16 protein-coding genes and 1 pseudogene are annotated in these 23240 nt (G+C 43.2%); 1 reads left to right on the plus strand and 16 read right to left on the minus strand.

The window, feature by feature from the left end; genetic code table 11:
* The first annotated feature begins 39 nt into the window (after positions 1 to 39).
* Positions 40 to 927, plus strand: coding sequence for a LysR family transcriptional regulator (locus RDS42_RS00630; protein WP_308781901.1), 888 nt, complete (start codon positions 40 to 42; stop codon positions 925 to 927).
* Positions 928 to 935: 8 nt separating this feature from the next.
* On the opposite strand, the gene RDS42_RS00635 is transcribed toward RDS42_RS00630, so the two are convergent.
* The 16 genes and pseudogenes from RDS42_RS00635 to RDS42_RS00710 all read right to left on the minus strand — a co-directional run bounded on the left by RDS42_RS00635 (position 936) and on the right by RDS42_RS00710 (position 23136).
* Entirely contained in the window at positions 936 to 3521 is a 2586-nt protein-coding gene (locus RDS42_RS00635) for an ABC transporter permease (protein WP_308781902.1), read from the minus strand.
* Positions 3522 to 3539: 18 nt separating this feature from the next.
* Positions 3540 to 4211, minus strand: a complete 672-nt coding sequence (locus RDS42_RS00640; protein ID WP_308781903.1) for an ABC transporter ATP-binding protein — start codon at positions 4209 to 4211, stop codon at positions 3540 to 3542.
* A gap of 178 nt (positions 4212 to 4389) precedes the next feature.
* A complete protein-coding gene (locus RDS42_RS00645) occupies positions 4390 to 5085 on the minus strand; it encodes a hypothetical protein (RefSeq protein ID WP_308781904.1) in 696 nt (231 codons plus the stop codon).
* Positions 5086 to 5089: 4 nt separating this feature from the next.
* A complete protein-coding gene (locus RDS42_RS00650) occupies positions 5090 to 7630 on the minus strand; it encodes an ABC transporter permease (protein WP_308781905.1) in 2541 nt (846 codons plus the stop codon).
* Between the two features lie 13 nt (positions 7631 to 7643).
* Positions 7644 to 7808 (minus strand): annotated as a pseudogene (locus tag RDS42_RS00655) (ABC transporter ATP-binding protein); the annotation flags it as partial.
* Positions 7809 to 7870: 62 nt separating this feature from the next.
* Positions 7871 to 9301: a GH25 family lysozyme gene (locus RDS42_RS00660; protein ID WP_308781906.1), complete on the minus strand. Its 1431-nt coding sequence runs from the start codon at positions 9299 to 9301 to the stop codon at positions 7871 to 7873.
* A 45-nt stretch (positions 9302 to 9346) separates the two neighbouring features.
* Entirely contained in the window at positions 9347 to 9610 is a 264-nt protein-coding gene (locus tag RDS42_RS00665) for a holin (protein ID WP_118630710.1), read from the minus strand.
* Positions 9611 to 9621: 11 nt separating this feature from the next.
* Positions 9622 to 10101, minus strand: a complete 480-nt coding sequence (locus tag RDS42_RS00670) for a hypothetical protein (protein WP_308781907.1) — start codon at positions 10099 to 10101, stop codon at positions 9622 to 9624.
* Positions 10102 to 10110: 9 nt separating this feature from the next.
* Positions 10111 to 10257: a hypothetical protein gene (locus RDS42_RS00675; protein ID WP_182438361.1), complete on the minus strand. Its 147-nt coding sequence runs from the start codon at positions 10255 to 10257 to the stop codon at positions 10111 to 10113.
* Between the two features lie 40 nt (positions 10258 to 10297).
* Positions 10298 to 10639, minus strand: a complete 342-nt coding sequence (locus tag RDS42_RS00680; protein ID WP_119251383.1) for a hypothetical protein — start codon at positions 10637 to 10639, stop codon at positions 10298 to 10300.
* Positions 10584 to 11603 carry an RNA-directed DNA polymerase gene (locus RDS42_RS00685; RefSeq protein ID WP_308781908.1) on the minus strand — a complete coding sequence of 340 codons (1020 nt, stop codon included), beginning with the start codon at positions 11601 to 11603 and terminating at the stop codon, positions 10584 to 10586. Before RDS42_RS00685 ends, RDS42_RS00680 begins: the two co-directional genes overlap by 56 nt.
* Before the next feature lie 620 nt (positions 11604 to 12223).
* The gene (locus RDS42_RS00690) at positions 12224 to 14527 is read right to left on the minus strand and encodes a hypothetical protein (RefSeq protein ID WP_308781909.1); all 2304 of its coding nucleotides are present in this window, start codon (positions 14525 to 14527) and stop codon (positions 12224 to 12226) included.
* Positions 14528 to 14529: 2 nt separating this feature from the next.
* Positions 14530 to 14847, minus strand: coding sequence for a hypothetical protein (locus RDS42_RS00695; protein ID WP_118630706.1), 318 nt, complete (start codon positions 14845 to 14847; stop codon positions 14530 to 14532).
* The gene (locus tag RDS42_RS00700; RefSeq protein ID WP_308781910.1) at positions 14847 to 18686 is read right to left on the minus strand and encodes a phage tail protein; all 3840 of its coding nucleotides are present in this window, start codon (positions 18684 to 18686) and stop codon (positions 14847 to 14849) included. Before RDS42_RS00700 ends, RDS42_RS00695 begins: the two co-directional genes overlap by 1 nt.
* Positions 18683 to 19429 (minus strand): hypothetical protein, encoded by a 747-nt coding sequence (locus tag RDS42_RS00705; protein WP_308781911.1) that lies wholly within the window; start codon positions 19427 to 19429, stop codon positions 18683 to 18685. Before RDS42_RS00705 ends, RDS42_RS00700 begins: the two co-directional genes overlap by 4 nt.
* Entirely contained in the window at positions 19426 to 23136 is a 3711-nt protein-coding gene (locus RDS42_RS00710; protein ID WP_308781912.1) for a phage tail tape measure protein, read from the minus strand. The genes RDS42_RS00705 and RDS42_RS00710 overlap by 4 nt, the downstream gene beginning before the upstream one ends.
* Between the last annotated feature and the right edge of the window lie 104 nt (positions 23137 to 23240).

The raw sequence follows: 23240 nt of genomic DNA on the forward strand, positions 1-23240 counted from the left end.
AAATTTATGTTATGTTAAAACAAAAAAGGAGCGTCTATTATGCTTGATTTTCGAATGGAAACCTTTCTTAGCGTATGCAGATATATGAATTTTACTCATGCCGCCGAAGCACTGCACCTGACTCAGCCGGCAATTTCCCAGCATATCCGTTATCTGGAACAAAAATATGAGACCCCTTTATTTTACCGCGAAAAAAAGAAGCTCTCTCTGACTCCAGCAGGAGAACTTCTTCTTTCTGCGCTGCAAACCATGCAGAATGATGAAAACACATTAAAAAAACGGATGCAGGAAAGCCTTTCTCAAAAGAAAATCCTGACCTTTGGTGTAACTATGACCGTTGGAGAATATGCCATCCTTCCCTCTCTGTCTGCTTTTATCAAAAATCATCCTGATACGGATCTCCATATCCGCTACGGCAATACACAGACTCTTCTTGCCTGTCTGCAGGAAGGAACCATTGATTTTGCCATTGTAGAAGGTTATTTTAAAGAAGACAGATACGAGGTACGCATTTATAAAGAAGAAGAATATATTGCCGTGGCCTCCAGCCGACATAAATTCTCACAGCCAGTCCGCTTTCTGCGTGATCTGACAAAAGAACGTCTGATCACAAGAGAACCTGGATCCGGAACCAGAGCTGTCCTTTCCCGGACTCTCGCCCTGAAAAATTTATCTGTTCTGGATTTTTCTCATCTTGTGGAAGTAGAAAATATCCATACCATTGTGTCACTTTTATGTGAAGACTGTGGAATCTCCTTCTTATACAAATCCGCAGCAGAACAGGAAATCAGACAGGGTAATCTGTGCCAGATCCCTCTGTCTGATTTTAAGATAACTCATAATTTCAGTTTTCTATGGAATAAAGGAAGCATTTTTTCTGAAGAATATGAAACAATCTTTCAGAAATTAAAATCCGGCAGTCTATAGCTTTTCTATCACTCCATACGAAGCCGTTCTACAATACTGTATTTTTCCAGATTTTTAAAACACAGATAAGGAATCAATACTGCAAATACCAGCAAGATCGGTGTGCATATCATAAGCGGAAATAAGGTAAAATGGAATGTAGTAAAACCGCCTTCTACCATTGCGCGGATACCTATGCCAACTGCTGCCGAACTGATCAGATAAGAAGCCGTCAGGGTAATAGCTGCATAGTAAAGTCCCTCACAGACCAGCATCCGGCAAAGTTGCTTTTTCGTCATACCCACACTCTGGATCATGGCAAATTCCCGTTTCCGCGACACAATTGCCGTTACCATGGAATTGATAAAATTCAGAACGCCTACCAGAGCGATAATAATGCTGATGGCATTTCCCATAACTGCAGAAGAACGTGTTTCTGCCTCATACTGCTCTGCCATAGATTTACGGGAAGTCACCGGAAGGCTGCTGTCCTTTTCTTCCATGTAGGCATCCAGCCATTCCTGCATAGTCTCCACCTGACTGTCCTTTACATTTACAAATAATCTTCGCAAAGTATTTTCCGGCCACTGCGCCCGGAAGGTGTCTGCAGGAATAATAAAATGCATTTCCATAGCAGAAGGCGCTCCCATTTCCGCCGCCCCGTCGTCAACGGGCATCAACGGATATACCACAGCCATAACTTCATAAGATTTTCCTGCTAATTCAATGGCGCTTCCTACAGAGGGAACCGGAAGTGAAGGATACGTCTCATCCTGCTCGATTGCCGGTCCTACTGCCAGAACGTATTTTCCACTGGAAAAAGCTTCCGCATCAAAAGCGCCGTCCATAATATAGGATTCCTTTGTGACTTCCTGAAGCGGTATGCCGTCCATACCAAATACCACTGCACTGGTTTCTCTTGTATCTACCGCCTGGTGAAACGCTTCTGCTCCCGAAGGATTATAGGTACTCCAGTCTGCCAGCATTTCTTCTGTATAAAATCCCTGAAGATTTTTTACAGTCTGTTCGTCCATCTTCCAGGTAAACTGTGCAGAGTACTGATGTCCTGTGGACTCCACACCTTCAAAGGATTCCAGAGTTTCCACCAGAGTTTCGTTTAAGGTATCACCTTTCGGATCATATCCGCCGATATAATCTTCACTGGTCACATCAGAAAGTTCAAAATCCGCGATAGTCAGATTTTCCAGATATTTCTCCATGTCAAAGGCTGCATTTTTTGCATAAAAGCAGCTGAGAAGCACAAGCCCCAGTGTCATAGAACAGATTACCGTAACGGTTCTTTTTTTATTGCGACCCAGATTTGCCCATGCCATGGATGCAAGAGAAGTATTTTCCTTTTTTCTTCTGATTTTTTTACTTCTTCCATCTGCATCACTCATACGGAGTGCTTCCACAGGAGACACCTTTCCCGCCAGTCTTGCCGGGCGCAGACAGGAAATCAGTACCGTAAGCCATGCAAAAACAGCTGATCCAATAAAAATAACCGGATTTACCGATACACTTCCACCGCCTTCCAGGATTCCGGTAAAAGCAGGTACCAATACCATTCCTAACAGCCATCCAAGCAGCAGCCCTGCCGGTATGCCGATCAGACACAATTTATTAGACTGTCCGAAAATCAGCTTTTTAATCTGTTTTGTAGTCATTCCCAGTGTTTTCAGTTTACCGTAAAACTGTACGTCTGCAGTAACACTGATCTGAAAAATATTATATATGATCAGATAGCCTGCAATAAATACCAGGATCATGCCAAGATACATAGGCAGGGTTTCCTGAAGCGCTGTAGCCCCCATCTCCGGGGAATAGGCAAGATTCACATGATAGTTCAGATCCGTAAGTCCGGTATCAGAAAGCACCTTGTCCATAGTCTTTTCAATATTGCGGTCACTGTAAAGCGTAACCTGAGCCATATGCATTCCAAAAACATTTCCATCTGCTATAACATCTTCACTTTCTGCCAGAATATCTTCTGTATAATCTCTGGATACCCATGCCATACTGGCATATACGGATTCATTTCCTTCCCAGAAACCGCAGAGAGTAAATGTAGAAGAAATCTTTTCTGCTTCCGGATCAGACAGATCCTTTCGCCATTCCAGGGTAACCTCTTCCCCAAGCTTCGGCTCCACCCCAAGCCGCTTTAATGTTAATGTATCCAGCGCTGCCTCGTTGCCTTTTTCCGGCATATGCCCGGTAGTAGGCATACAAAAAGAATGAGAGGCATAGCTTTTATCCGCCCAGCGGATCTCTACCTGTTTCCCGGACAACGCTTTATTTTCTGCCAGTCCCAGAACCGTGCTTTCCCCTGTCTCCTTGACATCAGGATGGTTTGCCAGCATCTTGACCTGATCCGGCTGAATAGATTTCAAAGAAACCTGCGCATCATATCCTGTCTGCCGGAAGGTCATTTCCACCAGATTTTCACTCATGCTCTGTGCCAGAGTAAATAAAGTGGCAAACATCATTGCAGTCATCAGAATTGCCAGAACCGCCACCAGATTTCTTCCTCTGTTTTTTCGAAAAAGCCGCTGGTTTAATACACGAACCGGCTCAAATTTTTTTTCATTTTTTCTGTTTCCATTTTCTCTGCTCATATCTGCTGCCCTTCCTGCTTACTGTTCTGCAATCCTTCCGTCCTCAATACGGATGATTCGGTCCGCCATCTGCGCGATCTCCGGATTGTGGGTGATCATCACAATCGTCTGGTGAAATTCCCGACTGGTCATTTTCAAAAGCCCGATCACATCATCACTGGTCTTGCTGTCCAGATTTCCCGTAGGCTCGTCTGCCAGAATGATCGAAGGCTTGCTTGCCAGAGCCCGTGCAATGGCTGCTCTCTGCTGCTGTCCGCCGGAAAGATTATTTGGAAGGGAGTCCAGTTTCTTTTCCAGTCCCAGAAGCTTTACCACTTCCATAATGAATTTCTTATCCGGTTTCCTTCCATCCAGGGAAATAGGCAAAATAATATTTTCCCACACACTTAATACAGGAACCAGATTATAGTTCTGAAAAATAAAACCAATCTGTTTTCTGCGGAAAATTGTTGCCTGCTCACTTCCCAGCCTGGCAAGATCCGTATTCCCGATACGGATGCTTCCTTCTGTAGGAATATCCAGTCCGCCCAGCATATTTAAAAGTGTGGATTTTCCCGAACCCGAAGTTCCAATGATTGCAGTAAATTTTCCCCTTTCGATCTCCAGATTCACACCGTCCAGTGCCCGTACCTGTGTTTCACCTTTTCCATAATATTTTTTTAAGCCTGTGGCTGTTAAAATTGCTTCCATCTGTCTTTCCTCCCTGTGTCCTGTCTTTTTAGGTTGGTTTTACTATAACAGACCAATGTCTCAGTCAGGGTACAGGAAAGGTACAGTTTTGTAACTTTTGGGAATTGTTCTGAAAATATTTCTGGCACGGCAGGCTTTTAAAAGCCATATGTCGTGCCAGAAATCGTTTCTTCTTTATTTATGAATAGTATAATATTCCAATCCAAAAATACTGTGCTTGATACAGATCTTTCGGATATCTCCGACAGAAGTACTGCCATAGACGTTTCTTGAAACAGAAAATTGCTCCTCTTCCCCCCTTCCAGTTGCCATACAGATAATAATCCAGCTCTTTCCCGGAGGTGCTCAGGTCCTTATCCGTTATCTTTATCGTTTCATGTACCGGTTCTGCAAACGTCAATAAATAATTGACGGGAAATGTGATTCCAAAAGAAAGTACAAATACAGCGAAAACAACGGAAATCCTGCGGCCCAGTCTTTGGGGAGTTTTCGTCTTAGAAGATTTGATGAAATAGGGAATCACAAGCACGATCGTAATACAAATCGCAATTTTTGTATAAGCAACAAAACTGCATTCATAGAGATTCAGGCTGGACAAACATAAAACCAAAGCGATGCCAGCCCCCACAAATGGAAGTTGAAATACCAGTCCCTGCACCTTTTTGCTGATCGTATCAAAATACATATAAGGATAAAAGTTAATATACATGGCATATGTGGCTAAGAGTATCGCAGTCAGAATAAAAAGCTTTATTTTCCCGCCGATCAAAACAGCAGCAAGGTTGGAAAATACCAGCATCCACCCAGCTGTTTTTATTTTCTTTTCTGTTTCCGTAATGTCTATTCCTTTTTTTCCTCTTACTGCTTTTTTCATAGTTTTATTCCTCCTGTCTCATCCTCTCTGTCAGGCTTCCTTTCGTGAGAAAATGAAGACAAAACATTGGCACAACTACTGCAAGTACCACTAATATTGCGGTAAAAATCCACAGCGGCAGGAAGGAACAGGTATAGACCATGCTCCAGGATCCGACAGCTTCTACCACTTTCGGCATAAGAAAACGGTCAAAAAGTATGGTCACCGGAATCAGGATCACAAGCATCAAACCTGCATGAAAAATCCCTTCCAAAAGAAGGAGAGTCCGAAGCTGCGTCCGTGTCATGCCAAGGCTTTCATATACGGCAAACTCCCCTTTCCGGCTCACGGTCTTGATCACCAGCATATTAATAAAATTCATCAGTGCAATTCCGGCAAGTACCAGCCCGATTACCAGATCCGGAAGTACCAGGTTCAGCCGCGCCATACGGAAATTTTCCTGATACTCACTGCGCCGTACCACACCGACTCCCCGGTTCATTCCCAATTCGTATTCATCCAGATAAGCTTCAAATTCTTTCTGCTGTTCTTTGTCAATATTTATTGCCAGCTGACGGTACGCCTGTCCGGGAAACAATTGATCAAAAGCCTTCATTGGGAGGATGTATGCAATATTAAAGGCAGCTTCCAGACTTTCTGTTCCCCTGAGATAGGTTTCATCGTGCATCACAGAACCCATGACCGTAAATTTCTGCCCCATAAGTTCTGCCTCTTCTCCCTCGATTGGTGAAGACAATCCTTCATGATAGGCTCCGCCAACCAGTACAAATTTTCCGGAAGCAAAAGATTTTTCATCAAGGCTGCCGCTGGTAAAGGGCGAATATTTCTGCATATAGTCCAGATATACCCCATCCATTCCAATGACCAGACCGGTATACATTCCTGTTTCTTCCAGCTTTTCCAGTCCGTCCAGCCATTCAGGAAATGCCTTCTGGGTTTCCCGCAGGGTCTGCGTCTCATCATAAGGCTGGTCATAAAATGCTGTGATCCGTTCAATCAGTTCCTTTGGAGCTGTCATAGGGATTTCGTGACTTTTCAGTACACTGACAGAGACAACCTCCGGACGTTTTTTCAGTTCTTCAACAGTTTCCTCTGTGATTCCCTCATTTTTTTCGTTATACTGCTGCTGGGAAAGATATGCAGATCCGTCACATAAACTGTAATCCCAGGGAAACGTGGAGGACAGATAGAGGTCTTCTTTGACACTGATATATCGAATCCAAACGGAATTTAAAAGAAGTACTGCCAATAATAAAGAGATCACAGACAAAAGGCTGCGCCAACGATTTTTTCCCAGTGTCCGAAACGCAAGCTGTGTCAATGTTGTACGGCCCTTCCATTTATGTGTGCGTTTTGGAAATCGTGCGTAAGCATTCCCTGTCATTTCTGCCGGGGTTTTGCTGGAAAGTCGAAAAGATGGCAGAAGATATGCCAGCAAAACCGTTGCCGCGGTACACAAAAGCGCCGCCCCAAATGGCTGCCAGGACAGGAAATACAGAGCCGGATTTTCCTCCATTCCGATAATGACACGACTAGTGATAAAATAATGGAGTATGAATCCGATCAGCCATCCAGGAACCGTCCCCAAAAGAGAGACCAGTATTCCCTGTTCCATCAGCATTTGCCGGATCTGACGGGGAGTCATTCCCAGAGATTTCAGCTCTGCATAAAACAAATGCTCTTTGTCCGCAGCTGCATGGACAATGCTGTATACCATCAGATATCCGCACAGCACTACCAGAAAAGCCGGCATATAGTAGGGACGTGCCTGCTGTTCCGCCATTTCTGTACGGGCATCCTGATAAGCCAGATTCGTGGTATAGGTACAGCCTGTCACTCCCTGCTGTAAAAGGAGCTGTTCCGCCTGCTCCTCTAACTTTTTCGGCTGGTGCAGTTTTACTCCAAGAGTTACATTAGCAGCAGCTTCTTCATCGTAATCCGGCAGAAGCATGTTCGCTTCCTCTTTTGTAATCCAGGCGCAGGCTTCTGAAAAATTGGCAGGGCTTGCCCACCATCCACAGAGGGTAAACGCTGTGGTATGCGCTTCTCCCTTCGGGTCTGTCCAGTCAATGGATACCGGACTTCCTATCTCGTGGGGCACACCAAGGGAATCCATGGTAAACTCGTCCAGAGCGATCTCCCCATTTTTCCGGGGCAGTGTTCCCACAGTAGGAACAGATAACACTGTCCTGGCATAGGCGCGGTCTGTCACTGCCAGCTTAATGCTTCTTTTCCCGATGACCGGATCGGATAACCTTCCGATAGTACTTAAACGCACAGTGCTTTTGATATTACTGTTCCCTGCAAGGGTATCCGCCTGTTTTTCCGTGAGACCCATATAAAGAATATGACTGGTGGAACCATAAGAATACTGGTAATTCAATAAATAAGCGTCTTCTACGGAAGTTCCCAGCAAAAAAACAAAGGTATAAAGCGCTGCCGCCAGCATTGCCGCACAGGACAAAAGGACATATTTTACAGGATGAAACTTCACATCTCTTCTGATCAGAGTACGGCAGATCTTCAGATTATTATTTGCAAGCATATCTGTCTCCTCCCTACACCAGAATCCGGCCATCTTCCATTCGTACTACCCTGTCTGCCATCTGTGCAATTTCCAGATTATGGGTGATCATCACCAAAGTCTGATGATAAGTTTCTACAGACATTTTCAAAAGTCCAAGTACGTTCTGTCCGCTTTTGGAGTCCAGATTTCCCGTTGGTTATTCATAGTTACTACTACCAAATACAGCTCCTGATTATTTCAGGAGCTTTTTTCTGTTTATCAAATTGCAATCAGATCTTTCCATGTTGCCGGTCCGCACACTCCGTCAACTTCAAGGACTCCGTTTCTGTCCTTCTGGTATGCTTTAAGCGCATAGATTGTATTGTCTCCGGCTTCTCTGTCTAAAGACAGTGGTTTGCTGTTTCTTCCTTTGTATCCTCTTGCAATAAGGATCTCCTGCAAGAGTAATACAGATGTTCCCTTGCTTCCTAACTGTACAGTTTCTGGCGCAAACATGTATTTACCTCCTGTTACTAAATTGTTGTCTGTTTTTGTTTCACCTGCAGTAATATTCGTTCCGTTTACAATGCTGTAATCCGGTGTGCAGAATTTTGTTCCAGGTAGCTGACTGTTCAGGTAACTTTTCGCACATACTCCTCCGCCATTGGCGATAACAGCAGAAGCTCCTGACGTATTTCCCTCGATTGTATAGAATCGGTCTCCGATCACTGCTGTTACAAGTCCGGTATGTACAAATTCTTTTTTGCTATTGCTCCAGAAAATAACAATGTCGCCTACTTTCGGGTTTGCGTTAAGAGTAAAGTATTTTTTCATATCCGGGCAGTACACATATGGCCAGTGTTTCAAAAGTTTTTTTGCTATCTCTAACCCGAACGCTTTCATAAAGCACCATGCAATGAACACTGCACACCAGTAATCACCATTCCAACTCGGTTTTACATCTCTCCAATATTTTGTATAATTCGCAGATCCTGCATTTGCAGTTTTATCGTCAAGCTGGCTGTTACTTTTTTTCTCTAAGTATCCAATCTCATTTTTTGCAATCATTATAACTTTCTCAATTGCTTTATCCATGTTGGTTCCTCCTTTCTGTGCAGCATAGTCTTTGTAGAACACGTTTCTGTCTACCGTTCCAGCAATTCCCGGTATCTTTGCTTTACTGGAGTACTGCCATCCTACTCCGAAGTCTGGGCGCAGACGTTCCTGTAATGTTCCGTTATCGTTTTGCGGATAGCGCGCTACCCAAAATTCATACTTTTTTAAATGGCTGCATATTACATTTTCGTACCAGTCTACATTACAATAGATTCCGAACTTATATCCTGCATTAACAATAATCTTTTCAAATGCTTCTGTCATTTTGTGGAGACTTTCAGCTCCAAGTATTCTCTGATTGTTCCACTCAAGATCTAACCAAACTGGAAATTGCAATTTCCGTCCAGCTAATACAGAAATAATTTTCTGCGCTTCTGACTCAATCTCTGTGATTGTCATTGCATAAGAGTATTTATATACTCCTGTTGGAATGTTATATTCCTGGCACGCTGCATAATTTTTTTCAAAATAATTATCTGTAACGTTCCCGGCTTCCGTGATCCGGAGAATAGCGAACCCCATACCGTAATCCGCAACTGTTTTCCAGTCGATATTTTTCTGCCAGGCGGAAACGTCAATTCCTTTGATTTCCATTTTTACCTCCAGAAAAAGCCCGGCATTATACCGGGCTGTGCAAAATTATTTTGTTCCATCAGAAAACAAGTTGTTCAGGTTTTCGTCTGCCTCTACTTCCGGGATTCCTGCGACGCTTGTGAGCAGACTTACAACTCCGGCCACTACTGCAGACGATACAACCATCTTCCAGTCCACTGCAGAGATCACACTTCCGGCTCCGATCACGCCCACTGCAGTCTGTGCCATTGTCTTTACTGCTCTGATTCCTGCTTTCTTCCACCATTTCACTGTGTCTACGCTTGGCTTAAATACGCAATTTTTAAACATTTTGCTCCTCCTTATAATCCAAACTGTTTTGCAATAATTCCAACTGCAATACCTAATATAGCTGTTAATAAGTAACTTGTTACTGTCCGCCACTTTTCCCCGTCTCTTGACTCAAGAGCTTCCAGTCTTGCACTCTGCTGTCCCTGCTCTTTCACCATGTTCTCCATGTTGTTTGCAAGCGTCTGTACAGATGTAACTAATTCCTGGAGCTGTTGAACACTGTTTTCCAGAATTTCAATCCGTCTGTTCTGTCGGTTGTCTTCTGCCTCAATTCTTTTGCGGAACTCCTCATGCTCTGCTCTTGAAATCTGTTCATTTTCCATGCTTATTTCCTCATCATCTACGTCTGCATATTTGCGGCAGGAATACTCAATTATATCTAAATCTTGCTGTATATCCTCCAGAGACTTTGCTTTCTCTTTGTCTTGAATATACAGCAGTAAATCATAAATAGAGGACCATTGCCTGCTAATAATTTGTAATTTAGTCATGCTTCCCGATTACTCAGTAATTTCCTCCATACCTGCATCAATAAGGAGTTTTTTCACCTTTTCTTTTAACAGGCGTGGAACTCTGTTGTATTCCTCTTTTGCTTCCTCAATAGTATCTTTACTTAAAATTTCAGTAACCCATAATTTTGCCATCATTTCTTTATCTCCTTTGCTCAATAACATTATAATTAAATTTCTACGCATAAACCTGTTCGCTCATTTCCAGCAGGCAGTCTTTCAACATTTCGATCTGTTCTGCCTGCTCTGCAAATTTCTGTTCAGTGCTTTTTTCTTCCTTCGGAATATATTCCAGATATTTTTCCGGTGATGCTCTTACAGTTTTCTCTGAGATTTTTTCCTGTTTTTCCCGGAACTGGTTAAAATCATATTCGAATACTGTCTGTTCTGTCTCCGGATCTGTATCCGGATAGGTTTCTGTAACAGTCTTTTCGTTCAGACATATCATTACATCCACGTTCCCATCAGGCAGCGCATTCCAAGTTACAGGATCCTGTTTTTCTGTAAATCTTGCTTTCACGACTTACCCTCCTTTTCGCTTTCTCAAATATCTTATCTACGTTATACTTTTCTCTGAAATATTCAGAGTCGGAATGTTTGAACCATCCGTAATATGCTATACACCGGTACGCAAGATCTAATGGTATCGCTTTTCCTTTCTCCGCATACTTCCCGGCTTTTACAAATGCCCTGCGTCCTCTCAGGAAAATGCTCCGCCTTACTTCTGTGTGATCCCGATATATTTTGAATCCCATCATATCAATAGGTTCTCCATGATGTTTTCCGTCTTTGTCTATCCAGTCGATCTGGAACAGCTTCCAATCTGGTTTTACCGTCAGATCTAAATACTCATTCATGTATTTAATCAGGAGTTTCATTGCTTTTCTCACATCTGCCTTTCTGCTTCCGATCAGTAGGAAGTCGTCCATGTAGAACAATACATGATTAATCAGCCTGATTTCTTCTGTTGTTCCGTCTCGGTGTTTCTTCCTCTTGAACAGCTTTTCAGCAGCATAATGATAAGCTGCACTCAGATAATAATTACAGAGCCATTGGCTCAAGTATGATCCGATTGACAGCCCCTGATCGAATGAGTCAATTAAAACGAAAGTCAAATAAAGCAGGTCCTCATTTCTGACCTGCTTCTCTAACATTCTTTTCAATTTTCTCCTGTTGATGGATGGATAGCATTTCCGGACATCTCCCTTTGCTGCTACTCTGGTCTTGCCCGGATTCTTGCGGATCCAATTTTCAATTGCTTCTTTTCCATAGATCTGTCCTCTCCCTGGAATGCTCGCACATTGATAAGTTCCTACTTTTCTTACAAATAATTCTTTTAAGCCGTTTGTGGCTACATAATCGTATATCTGCTGTTTTATGCACTCAACACCTATATCTCTTACTTTCCCTGAATTTCCATCCAGCCTTGCACTTGTCTTTATAGGATCAAAAGATACTTTTCTGAGTTTTATTTCTTCTTCCATTCCTGCCGCTGCTGTGCAGACTAAATTATGTAACCAGTCTTTAAAGTTTTCTTTTATAATCCTGTGTATCTGCCTGGCTGTAATAATATTCGTATAGTTTGCCAGAAATCGGGCTGTATCCATACGGTTCCATTTATCGCTCAGACATTCATAGATACATGCGGTTATAAAGTTCTGATCTAGTGTTATATTTTTACAATACCGTTTCATTCGTTTCTTGATATAAGGGGTTTTCGGTTTTTCTACTCACCCCACGCATGAATCAACTGCATTCATGGTCCTTGTCCCAGGCTCCTATGCTCCCGATCACAAGGTTCGGCTTCAATCAAATTTCGGTGATGCCCCACGCTGCTGTTGCAGGCTCCGTCCTGCGGAGCGAAATGTAACACAAATATCAAATCATTTTCAAGAAAATCCGGAAACGATATTCCAGTTCGCATTGCCAACGCCATTGTTCGCATTCAGAATCCAGAGGCCGTAAATCGTGCCATTGTTCAGATTGCCCAGGGACAGCCAGGGAACAGGAACCGCTACCTCGTGTTACAAGTCCGTAATTTATTGCTATTCTGCTTTTTCGAAGTTGATTAGTTATCAGTTACATAGAGGGGACAGCCCCTCTGTCAGGCTGCCGCCTGCCATTCACCCCGTGTGCCGTTCGGTGAAACGCCGGAAACGATATGCCAGTGCGCATCGCCAACGCCAATGCTCGCATGCAGAATCCAGAGGCCGTAAATCGCGCCACGGCTCAGATGGCCCAGGGACAGCCATTCTCTTTGGCCGCTCGTGCCTGAATCTGTATACAGTCCATTGCAGAATCCTGTTGTACTTCCGGCTTTTGTTTCCGTCGGTACCATGATTCCCAGGGCTGGATCAACAAAGCATTTTGAGATGTATTTCCATGATGCTGCTGTGTATGTTACCTGAGCCGCTACTTTCTTGTATCGTGTCTTTGCTGCATTCATATCCGTTGTAAGCAGTGACGCATCCATACAGATGTATACGTCTCTCTTTGGTGTTCCGTCTTCATCTGTAACAATATCCATAAATACATTACTGAGGACTTCATAAGCACCGTATCCGGTTTCGATTCCCTGGATCTTGAATGGATTCTTGTTATCTGTATTTGAGAACGGTGATCCATCTGATCCAAGCACACTGTCAGTTGAGCCGGTCCGCCACGGCATTGTTGAGATGCAGGTTGTTAATGTCGTGTTGAATGGTTCTGTGTCCAAATATATTGCAGAATTTGTATCGTCTACCGGTTCAATCTTCAAGATCTTCACGTCATATGCGAGGTTGTGCATGTATGCGTAATATCTATCTTTATTTGTATTTGAGCCAATATCCCCGACAGATACATAAGACCCAACAATATAATTGTTTGCTTTTGCTTTTGGTAGAATTACTCTTGTTACTCCGGTTTCTGCAACCGTTGTCATTTCCTGTGATGTATAAGAATTACATCCGGTCATAACGCTCCGGCTGCTCGTAGTTGCGTACAAAATAATCATCATAAGCTGTTTGTAAAAGAGATCCCAGTTTGTTGTCCCCACGTACATTGAGCCTTTCTTTCTCATGTATGCGATCAGTCCTGTGTGTGATACTGGTTTTCCTCCTTTCTGGCTTCCGTTTGCCAGAATCAGCCCTGCGGAGCTGTACGGCACTCCATCAATGTCTCCTGCCCCATATTTTCCATGAATCATAAAAGGTGATATTGTTCCGTCCGGATTAATTGACTCTCCCATTGGTCTAAGTCCAAGAGCTTCGTTTGGACTGTCTGAGTAATGATAATCTACATACTCAGGATTGTCTGTGATGCCAACCCACGCGGACATTGTGACCTCTCCCACATCTACTTTTCCGGTCTTTTTAAAATCCGGCTGTCCCTGCAGTGCAGTCACATGGTTAAAACCTTTATCATCTACGGTAAAATTACATGGAAAGTGCATGAATACGCCAATTTCCCTGTAATCATCCTGTCCAATCACTGTATTTGTAGACGGTTTTCTCACCAGTCCTTCATTGTCATTCATTTTCACTCCTGTCGGGCTGGTGGATGTGTCATACTTGTAGATTCTGGTTGTGTAGACTTTTCCAGTTCTGCGGAGGGCAAAGAAATTTGAAAGTGCGTTTTCAATTCCTCCACCTGCTGCAGTAATATTCTGAATCTGTTTATTTGCTTCTGTCTGTAAATTGCTCACCACAGTTTCTCCGGTCGTCTGGAGATCTGTCTGCAGTTTTGTTCCTTCTGTGATTTTTTCTCCCAGGGATGTGTTCAGATTAGAGGCAGTTTTATTTGATGAATCCAATCCTGATTTTGTCTGTGTCGCAGTTGCATTTGATGAATCCAGAGCGGTTTTGGTTTTTCCGGCCGCTGTGTTTGAATCATCCAGATTCTTTTTTGCTGTATTTGCTGTTGAGACTGTGGTATCCAGCTGGCTTTTTAAAGCAGTTCCCTGTGTAATATCAGAGTCAAGTCCCTGTTTTAATGTCGTTCCTTGAGAAATATCTGATTCCAGATTTCCTTTTAACGTCTGTGCGGTGCTTATGGATCCATCCAGATCAGTTTTTCTTTGTGCAGCCGTTGTATTTGTACTGTCCAAATTCTTTTTTGCTGTATTTGCTGTTGAAACTGCAGTATCTAGCTGACCTTTTAAAGCAGTTCCCTGCTCGATATTCGAATCAAGACCCTGTTTCAAGGCTTCTGCTTTCTTTACATCTGCTGCAAATGTCTGTTCTGTATGTTCGTTTTTCGCTACTTTTTCGGTTATATCTGTCTGCGCTTCGAGAATGTCAGTTTTAACCTGATTGTATTCGTTGTTTTCATCCGAGACTGCATTTATCGCATTAACAATCGCATCTCTGACATCTCGCCCTTTTTGCGCTTTTGCAATCTGATCTGTGTATTTTTTTACGTTTGCCACTTTTATTCCCCCTTATTTACAAGGCAGTCTGAATATTCTTTTGACTTTAAATCTCTTACTTCTGACAGAACAGAGGTAAGCATGTAATCCATTAACGACGCAGGGATTCCATACTGTGCCATTGCTCCAAATACCACGTTTCGAATTTCTTCTGTTCTTTTGTCCAGGATTGCCCCTAACGGAGGAGCTTCTACTGCTTTCTCTACTGTATTATTATCCTCTTTCTGTTCCTGTGCGGTGCTTTCTTCTGTGTCCGACTCGGACACCTTTGTTTCTTCCTTAATAGTTTCTTTATTGTCCTTTTCTTTTACTTCATTCATTATGCTGTTTTCTCCTTTTCCTCATAGAGATTTTGAATCAGTTTAAGCATTAACGGAATAAGTATTCGGAAGTTCCAGTCTTCCGGCTTTCCTTCCTCATTCAGCTGTGCGGCTTCCGGAAAGATACTGTATACATCTTCCGCGTAGAAACCTGGCAATTTCTTTCCGTTTAGCCAGTCTGTCGGGCTTAAATAGTTTTCTTTGTACTTAAACCATATTACCGGCACATCCAGTATTTTTTTTGCTTCATTCAGCGTCATATCTGCAATATGATCTTTGTACCGTTTTGACGAAGATGACAAATAAGCCACTGTTGCTCCGTCGCTTGCAAATACCATATGGCCTCCAGATGTCACATGGGAAAGATTAAATACTTTAAATGCGTCAGAACCATCCGAAAACGTTGAAGTACCCGCACGTATCTCTAACCCTCCATTAAAAACGAAAGCATGTGATCGCATACTTAACGTTGCATATCCGGTGGTTATTTTTCCGCCTGTAACCGTAAAATCTCCGATAGTTCCTTTCTTCGCTGCAAATGAACCGTCTGTGTTAATTTTAAAATAAGTATTCGCAGTAACCAAACCGTTGAAGTTAATTTTTGATGCGTTAATCTTAACGCTCTGCGCTGTCTGGTTAATTGATGATGCAATATCTCCCTTTGAAACTTTGCTGCTGATTGAAGTCTCGGTCTGCGTGATCCGAGAACTAAGACCACTTTCTGCATTCTTTGCCCTCGATACCTCTGATGTGATAGAGCCTTCTGCTACGGTAATTCTGGATATTGCAGTGTCCGCTGTATCTTTCGCAGTATCTGCTGTATCTTTCGCTGCATCCGCAGTGCTTTTTGCAGCGTCCGCCTGCGCTTTTGCAACGCTAATGTCCTGATCCTGGATTCTTTCCCATGATGCTGTTTTACTTCCGGATGTCGTCCCTGAGCACTTCCAAAGCAAATTGATGTTGTTTCCGTAGTTTCCATGGTTCGGACTCTCCGGATATGTTCCTTTTGACAATTCTGTTACTGTATAGTTTGGCAATGATTCCGCAGTTCCGGTTCCTTCTCCTGATGTACTCGTCACTGATGCTATACTGAATCCATAGAAGTTACAGTTTGAGCTATCCGTGCGCCAATATACATAAAATTCCGATGTCGGAACAAAGACGGAAGCTCCTGCTATATCAGTCCCTCCGAATTTTCCTGCAAGTTTCATGGTTCCATTATCGTTGTAATAAATCTTTACATAATCGTAATTTACGCTTTCTGTTCTGGAATCGGATGAAAATGTGATCTTTAATCCCGGAGTTTTGTACGTGTACCTATACGCATATCCAGTTGTAATATCATAGTAAATATCCCCGACGTGCAAAGACTTTAAATCATCAGTTGTCCAGGCTGAGGCTGGTTCATTTGATGTTGTCGGGATTTTACTTCCGTAGAAATTTCCGTTTTTCTCAGATACTGCCTGGCGTACGGTTTTTACTTCAAGAGTGATGTTGTCTACTGCCAGCTTTATAGCTGTATTCATTTGTTCTGTTGTAGAATAACTTTTCAGCTTTGTATCTGTATCAGCTTTTGCATTCTTTTCTGCCTGATCTGCTGCAGTCTGTCCGGCTTTCGTGGCATTTGTTTCTGCGTTGGCTGCTGCTGTCTGTCCAGCTTTTACTGCGTCTTTGTATTTTTCTTCTACCTGTACTGTTGTCGTATAGGTTTTTGACACCTCTAAGGAAATGCTATCTGCAGCTTGTTTAATCGCACTGTTCATTTCCAGTGTCGTTGAATAATTCAGTAACTTTGTGTCTGTATCTGCTTTCGCATTCTTTTCCGCCTGATCTGCTGCGTCCTGGCCTTCCTGTACTGCGTTTGCATAGAGTTTATTTGCCATCTCCTGTGTCGTATATGTCTTTGACACTGTTGAGAGGATATTTGTCTCGGTCAGTGTTATTGCTGATCTGAGTTTTTCTTCCTCTCCCTTTGCCCTGGATACTTCTGCAGTTATGAGTCCCTCCTGGACCTCGATTTTGGAAAGCGCAGATTCTGCTGTACTCTGAGCTGCTTCAATGTCCTTATCTTTTACCCTTACCCATCCATACTCATTACTATCATTTTTCTGATACTGATAAGCATAGCCAGTTGTGGTATTGAAAAAGAGATCTCTTTCATGCTCCTGTCTCAATTCATCAGTTGTCCAGGCTGAGGCCGGATTGTTTCCGGAAGTAGGTTCATAATTTCCATACCAGTTTCCGGATTTCCTTTCCAACTGCTGCTCCAGGCTTGATACAGAAAGAGTTATTTTCCCATCCATGGCTTCTATGGACGTTGTGACCTCTTTTAATATTGCTTTTTTGTTTTCTGAATCTCCGTCCGATATTTTTGTTTCAATGTAATTTTTGCATTCTGTTGACAGAGCTTCTGTTTTAATCGAACCGGCAAGGATTCTCTCCCCCAGAATGGTTCCGTCTAAAGTCATGCCGACGGTATACGGACCGGCATAACCATTGTGCGAACCTCCGATTCCATTTTTGTTTATCTGCAGTATATTTGTCGCCTGGTTTTTATCCGGTGCGTCCATGTACAGATCTCTGAGCCAGAGACCGTTTTCATCAAATTCGGTGAGCTTATATCCACCTTTCGCTCCCGTCATTTGCTTCGTAAGGTTATCAATTGCAGACTTCATCCATTCTGTCTGAACTCTGCCTGCGTCTGTTGCCTCTTGTCTGATCTGTGTGAATGTTCCGGATGTCTGATCTGTAAAAGACTGCTGCAGGTTTTCTCCAAGTGTCAGCTGCGCCTGATCTGGCTGTTGCAATGGTATTTTCATTTCCATAACCGGAAGAACTTTCTTCATTCCGTATGGAATTGCATTGCAAAGCACTCTGTCCCCTATGTCAAACGAATCGTAATCCTGTCCGAATAAAGACAGGTCTACGGCAGTCAGCGAAATAACAAGACTTTCATACTGGTTACTTGTCAGAAATTCAGTTGCTTTCTTTAACAGGTTTGCCGGAACTGATACGTCGTCCCATTTTTCTGTTCTCCATACCCAGCCAAAATTTTCAACTGCTTCTTTACTGTATATGTAGTCTTTTCCATCATTTACTGATGTAATATCAACATTTTTTTCAAGTCGTTCAAATTCGGATGCGTTTTCGTCTGTTTCCTGTTCGATTGCTGCCCCCAGCGGAATCAGGGCTGTGATAACATCATCTGCTGTCATTGTCTCTGAATAATCCATCAGGTTTTCCCCGAATTGTATAGGCTGTTCACAATATTTTCCGTATTCCTGAATAGTCAGCCAGTCAAGATACAGTTTATCGTTCTCGTGCCTGAGCCGCAGGTATCCTCCCAGGCGGTCAACTAATTTATCCCGGATTGCTTCCAGTGTGTTCTCTCTGTCTGTAATTCTGTACAAAGAATCATTACTGTCGTGGATCGTTACGACTCCTGTATATATCTTTTTTCTGTCTTCCACCTGATTATTGTGAAGTTGTAACCATGCGTCTAACAGATCTCGTGGGGATATATCGTGCCATTCCTGCTGTGGCAGTATGCTGTCAGCAAGGAAAGACAATGCTCCGGTTGCTTTCACCGGTTGGTTCTTAAATCGGTCTTTCTCGCGTGTGCGGACTTCTCCGTAAAAAATTTCTGTATTTCCTCTGTATACAGAAACCATACTTTTTCTGTTGTGGATTTCTCCGTATAGTGGATTTAACGGTGGAACCTTTAAAGTAAGTTCCCCCGCATATCCAGTCTGTAAATCCAGTTCTGGATTGATAACTGCTGCCTGCCGGTCCCCTGGATAATACAGGACTTTTCCATCTAATTTAATTTTATAAATCACAATGATCCCCTCCTGTAAACAATATCCAGTGTTCCGGATCCCGAAAATTCCAGGGTTTCATCTGTTCCAAATACAACAATATCCGGAAATCTGTTTCTTCCAAGCGTCAGTGTGTATGTTTCTCCGCATCCTGTAACCTTTAATCCGGTTGAACCTATGCTTTTCACATTCAGTACCGGCACTATTGCAATATCTCCGGCGCATACTGTGTATGATCCAGAGCCGGAAATTGTAATTCCGGCTCCCTGGTCTATTACACCTGTTTCAAAATCAAACGGGTCCCAGAGCCAGTCCTCTGTTGAATCCGCAAGGGAATATTTGTACGGATCTGCTTTTGGAATACTTAAATGAAATTGTCCCACCTCTCTGGAACGGTCAAAGTCTGTAATATATGCTCTGCCGGTCCAGAAATACGCCGGATCATTCGAAAACGTTACTCTCACATTCTTTCCATGCAGCTGTCCTCGAATGTTTGAGATAAATCTGTCCCAATCTTCCCTTGGTTTCTTTCCCCCAAGCAAAATATCAATTTCTCTTGATTTATAGATTGTTCTTCCTGTTATCGCTTCCGATCCATCCAGAAATCCGTCTGTACCTGGAATATCAATGTAATATGTTTCTACGTCCGGCTCTTTGATGTAATTGTTATTTCCAATCGCACACCCCCAGTCGTCCAGCGTATCAATGACTTTCCCTGTATTTTCAACTGTAATTGTTGCTTTTATTGTTAATACATTATTCATCTATACGCCGCCTCCTTTGCTATTCTTCCAAGCTCTGTATTTATTGCGGGTGCAAGTTTTCCAGCCCATTCTTTGTTGTCGAAATAGATTTCCTGTCCTGCGCTCATTACTTGGATCAGCTGTGCCAGCATTCCGGTTATTCCGGTAATATCTGTTTTGTTCAGATTATTAGCTGGTTTCATTGAACTTGTATCTAACTGCATATCCATCTGAACATCTTTCATTGCGTCAGCAACAAGTCCCTGGCTCTTTTCAATTCCTGTCGCAAGGCCTTTCATAAAGTCCGGCATCCATTCCTCATAGTAATGTAACGGACCCTCATCCGGTCTTGAGAAATGCAACCATGATCTTATTGTGTTTGCTACGTTCGATACTGCATTCGTTACGTTACCTATGCAGCTCCTGATTCCGTTTGCAATACCATTCACGAAATCCTGTCCCCAGCGAACCGCCTGCCCTGGTAATCCCGTAATATAACTGATCGCGCTGGAAAATCCATTTACAACAGCGGAATATACACCTGACAGTGCTCCAGATATTCCAGATACAACGCTGTTAAATGTATCAACAGCTCTGTCTTTCATATTTCCGGCGTATTGTATAACTGTTTCCTTTACGTTCTGCCACGTTTCGGACGTTCTCTCTCTGATGTTATCCCAGTATTCTGAGGCTCTGTCCTTCAAATTCTGGATTGCTTCTGTTGCACTTTCTTTCAGCTTTTTCGCATTGTTGACAACGAATCCTTTTATTGCTGTCCATGCTTTTGATGCTGCCTGAGAAGCAGAATCCCATATTTTTGACACTGTGTCCCGGAACCCTGTAAATAGTGTTGTGACTGCGGTAACAAGTCCTTTTGCCAGAGCGGAGACAACCTGCTTAATTCCGGTCCATATTGTTTGCGCTGCGTCTTTGATATTTGTCCAGATATTTGATGCGTCTGTTTTGAGTTTATCAAAGTTACCTGTTACCAGGTCGATCAGTAAGATCACCGGTGCAAGAATTGTATTTTTCAACAACTCCCATGCGCCCTGTGCAATCGTCACAAGTCCCTGCCAGATGTTCTGCAGTGTATTAACTGCATTCTGCCATAGTGTTGTGATCGTTGTCACAATTCCGGATATAACCGGATTCTGCATCATTGTCGTCCAGATATTTGCAAAGAAATCTGATACCTGCTGCCAGATACCGGACCACCACGCCGGAACACCTGCAAAAAATGTAACAACGCTGTTCCATGCCTGCGGTATTGTTACGGTAAAAAAGTTTACAATTCCATTCCATATCTGCATGAAAAAGTCTGATACCTGCTGCCAGATTCCAGACCACCATTCCGGAACTCCTGAAAGGAAGTCCATCAGTGTGCTCCATGCCTGCGGTATTGTCTCTGTAAAAAATGACACAATTTTTTGTACAACTGCATTTACTACATCCCGGAACCATTCGCATTTTGTGTACAGCAATACCAGAGCTGCCACAATCGCGGCTATGACAGCAATAACCGGGTTTGCGGCTATTACTCCAAACAGTGCGGTAAAAGCACCTTTTAGCTTTCCAATAATACTCGTTATTGTTGTTAAAGTTTTCATCTTAGAAAACAGTCCTGTAATTGCAGATATTCCGGTTGCAACTTTTCCAACCATTATCAGCAACGGACCAATCGCGGCGACTATCAGTGCAATTGTGGCAACTACTTTCTTCTGTCCTTCGCTCATTCCATTGAGCTTTTCAACAAACCCTTGAATAACCTCTGCCGCTTTTCTGATATATGGCATCAGGATTTCTCCGAAGGCTATTGCCAACTCCTGCAAGGCACTCTGCAAAGTTGTAAGCTGTCCAGAAAGATTATCCTGCATGGTTTCAGCCATATTCTCCGCGGCTCCGTCGCAATTATCAATGTTCTTGATTAGCTTTTCGTAATCTGCATCTGATGCGTTGATGATGGCCAACATTCCGGACATGGCTTCTTTCCCGAAAATAGCTGTTGCGGCCTGGGTCTGTTCTGCTTCTGACATATTTCCCATTGCTTCTCTCAAGAAATCCATGGTTTCTTTGAGAGATTTCATGCTGCCATCTTCGTTCTGTAAAGCCTTGTTGTACAGTCTTACGTTTTGCGTGGTTCCTTCCTGCAACTGTGTCAGGGTTTCGTTTGCACTTGCAAGCTCCGTCTGCTTTATTTCCAACGTTGCTGCAGCATTTGAAGCTTCTGTTGACTCAGCTCCGTATTTTGACACCGCATCATTGTATGCCTGCTGTGCTTTATCCGCTGCAAGTGATGCTTTCTGCACCCTGAGCATTTGCTTATCAACTTTTGCCTGATCTACGGCGGTTGCGGCTTCTGTTGCGTAAAAGCCCCACTTTTCCATTGCGTCTCCGACATCTTTTGACGGTTTTATCATGTTTGTCAGAGACGCTCTCAACTGCGTTCCGGCTGACGACGCTTTGATTCCGCTGTTCGCCATGAGTCCAATTGCTACCGCCGCATCTTCTGCACTGTATCCCAGCGCGCCTGCTACCGGAGCGATGTACTTAAATGTTTCTCCCATCAAGCTGACGTTTGTATTTGCACTTGATGATGCCTGTGCAAGCACGTCTGCAAAGTGCGAACTGTCTTCTGCTTTCATGCCGAACGCCGTAAGCGCGTCCGTAACAATATCAGAAGTTGTTGCAAGATCTTCGCCAGATGCAGCTGCAAGGTTCATTATTCCCGGAAGACCATCATACATTTGCTGCGCGTCCCATCCGGCCATTGCCATGTATCCCATAGCGTCTCCGGCTTCTTTTGCAGAGAATTTTGTCTGCGCTCCCATCTCTCTTGCGCGCTCTCGCAACTTATCCATGTCTTCCGCAGATGATCCGGATATTGCGGCCACATTGGACATAGAGCTGTCAAAATCTGCCGCAGTCTTTACTGCTGCTGTTCCAAGTCCTGTCACTGCTGCCGTAACCGGAAGCATTTTTTCTCCGGCAGATGTCAGCGACTCCCCTATTTTCCCGGATGTTTCAGAAATCTCGGCCAGTTTTGCAGATCCTGATCCAACTTCATTCTCAAGTGATTGCAGGCTCTGTTCTGTTTCTATAATTGTCCTTTTCAGAGCGTCATACTGTTCCTGGGATACTTTTCCCTCCTGGAATTTCTGCTGTACTTCCCCTTCTTCGTTTTTCAGAAGTTCCAGCTTTTCTTTTGTGTTTCCGATTTCATCAGACAGTGCTCTCTGTTTCTGCTGTAATAGTTCCGTATTCGTAGGATCCAGTTTCAGCAACTTATCAATTTCTTTGAGTTCTGTCTGTGTAGTATTTATTTTTGTATTCAGACCATCAATAGACTGCTGCATCTGAGTAGGCGCATTTTTTGCCTCAGTCTCCAGGGATTTCAGACTTTCCTCTGTTGCAATAATCTCTCTTTTCAGAGCGTCATACTGTTCCTGGGAGATTTTTCCCTCTGCAAACTGCTGCTGTGCCTGCTGTTCTGCAGTCTTTAAGGTTTCCAGCTTTTCTTTCGTGCTTTCGATTTCGTCAGCAAGCGCTTTCTGTTTCTGCTGTAATAATTCCACATTTGTAGGATCCAGTTTCAGCAGATTGTTTATATCTTTCAGCTGTGCCTGTGTGGTCTTTATCTGTGAATTTACATTTTTAAGTGAATTTTGTAGTCCTGTGGTATCGCCGCCAATTTCAATCGTAAGTCCCCTTATGTCGCGGCCTTTGGACAAAAATTATCACCTCCGTTTAGAATTTATCCATATCCTCCTGAGTTGCCATTTTCGGCCATTTATAGTCGTCGTTATTTTTTTCCGTAAAAATATCCAGGACAAGA

The organism is uncultured Blautia sp. (assembly GCF_902497045.1).
Taxonomy (GTDB): Bacteria; Bacillota; Clostridia; order Lachnospirales; family Lachnospiraceae; genus Blautia_A.

Excerpts from the sequence above, each read along its gene's own strand:
- RDS42_RS00630 (WP_308781901.1), top strand. The coding sequence starts at position 40 with ATGCTTGATTTTCGAATGGAAACCTTTCTTAGCGTATGCAGATATATG.
- RDS42_RS00660 (WP_308781906.1), bottom strand. The coding sequence starts at position 9,301 with ATGGAAATCAAAGGAATTGACGTTTCCGCCTGGCAGAAAAATATCGAC.
- RDS42_RS00705 (WP_308781911.1), bottom strand. The coding sequence starts at position 19,429 with ATGAATAATGTATTAACAATAAAAGCAACAATTACAGTTGAAAATACA.
- RDS42_RS00685 (WP_308781908.1), bottom strand. The coding sequence starts at position 11,603 with ATGGAAGAAGAAATAAAACTCAGAAAAGTATCTTTTGATCCTATAAAG.
- RDS42_RS00645 (WP_308781904.1), bottom strand. The coding sequence starts at position 5,085 with ATGAAAAAAGCAGTAAGAGGAAAAAAAGGAATAGACATTACGGAAACA.
- RDS42_RS00670 (WP_308781907.1), bottom strand. The coding sequence starts at position 10,101 with ATGACTAAATTACAAATTATTAGCAGGCAATGGTCCTCTATTTATGAT.
- RDS42_RS00650 (WP_308781905.1), bottom strand. The coding sequence starts at position 7,630 with ATGCTTGCAAATAATAATCTGAAGATCTGCCGTACTCTGATCAGAAGA.
- RDS42_RS00665 (WP_118630710.1), bottom strand. The coding sequence starts at position 9,610 with ATGTTTAAAAATTGCGTATTTAAGCCAAGCGTAGACACAGTGAAATGG.
- RDS42_RS00695 (WP_118630706.1), bottom strand. The coding sequence starts at position 14,847 with ATGAATGAAGTAAAAGAAAAGGACAATAAAGAAACTATTAAGGAAGAA.
- RDS42_RS00675 (WP_182438361.1), bottom strand. The coding sequence starts at position 10,257 with ATGATGGCAAAATTATGGGTTACTGAAATTTTAAGTAAAGATACTATT.
- RDS42_RS00640 (WP_308781903.1), bottom strand. The coding sequence starts at position 4,211 with ATGGAAGCAATTTTAACAGCCACAGGCTTAAAAAAATATTATGGAAAA.
- RDS42_RS00635 (WP_308781902.1), bottom strand. The coding sequence starts at position 3,521 with ATGAGCAGAGAAAATGGAAACAGAAAAAATGAAAAAAAATTTGAGCCG.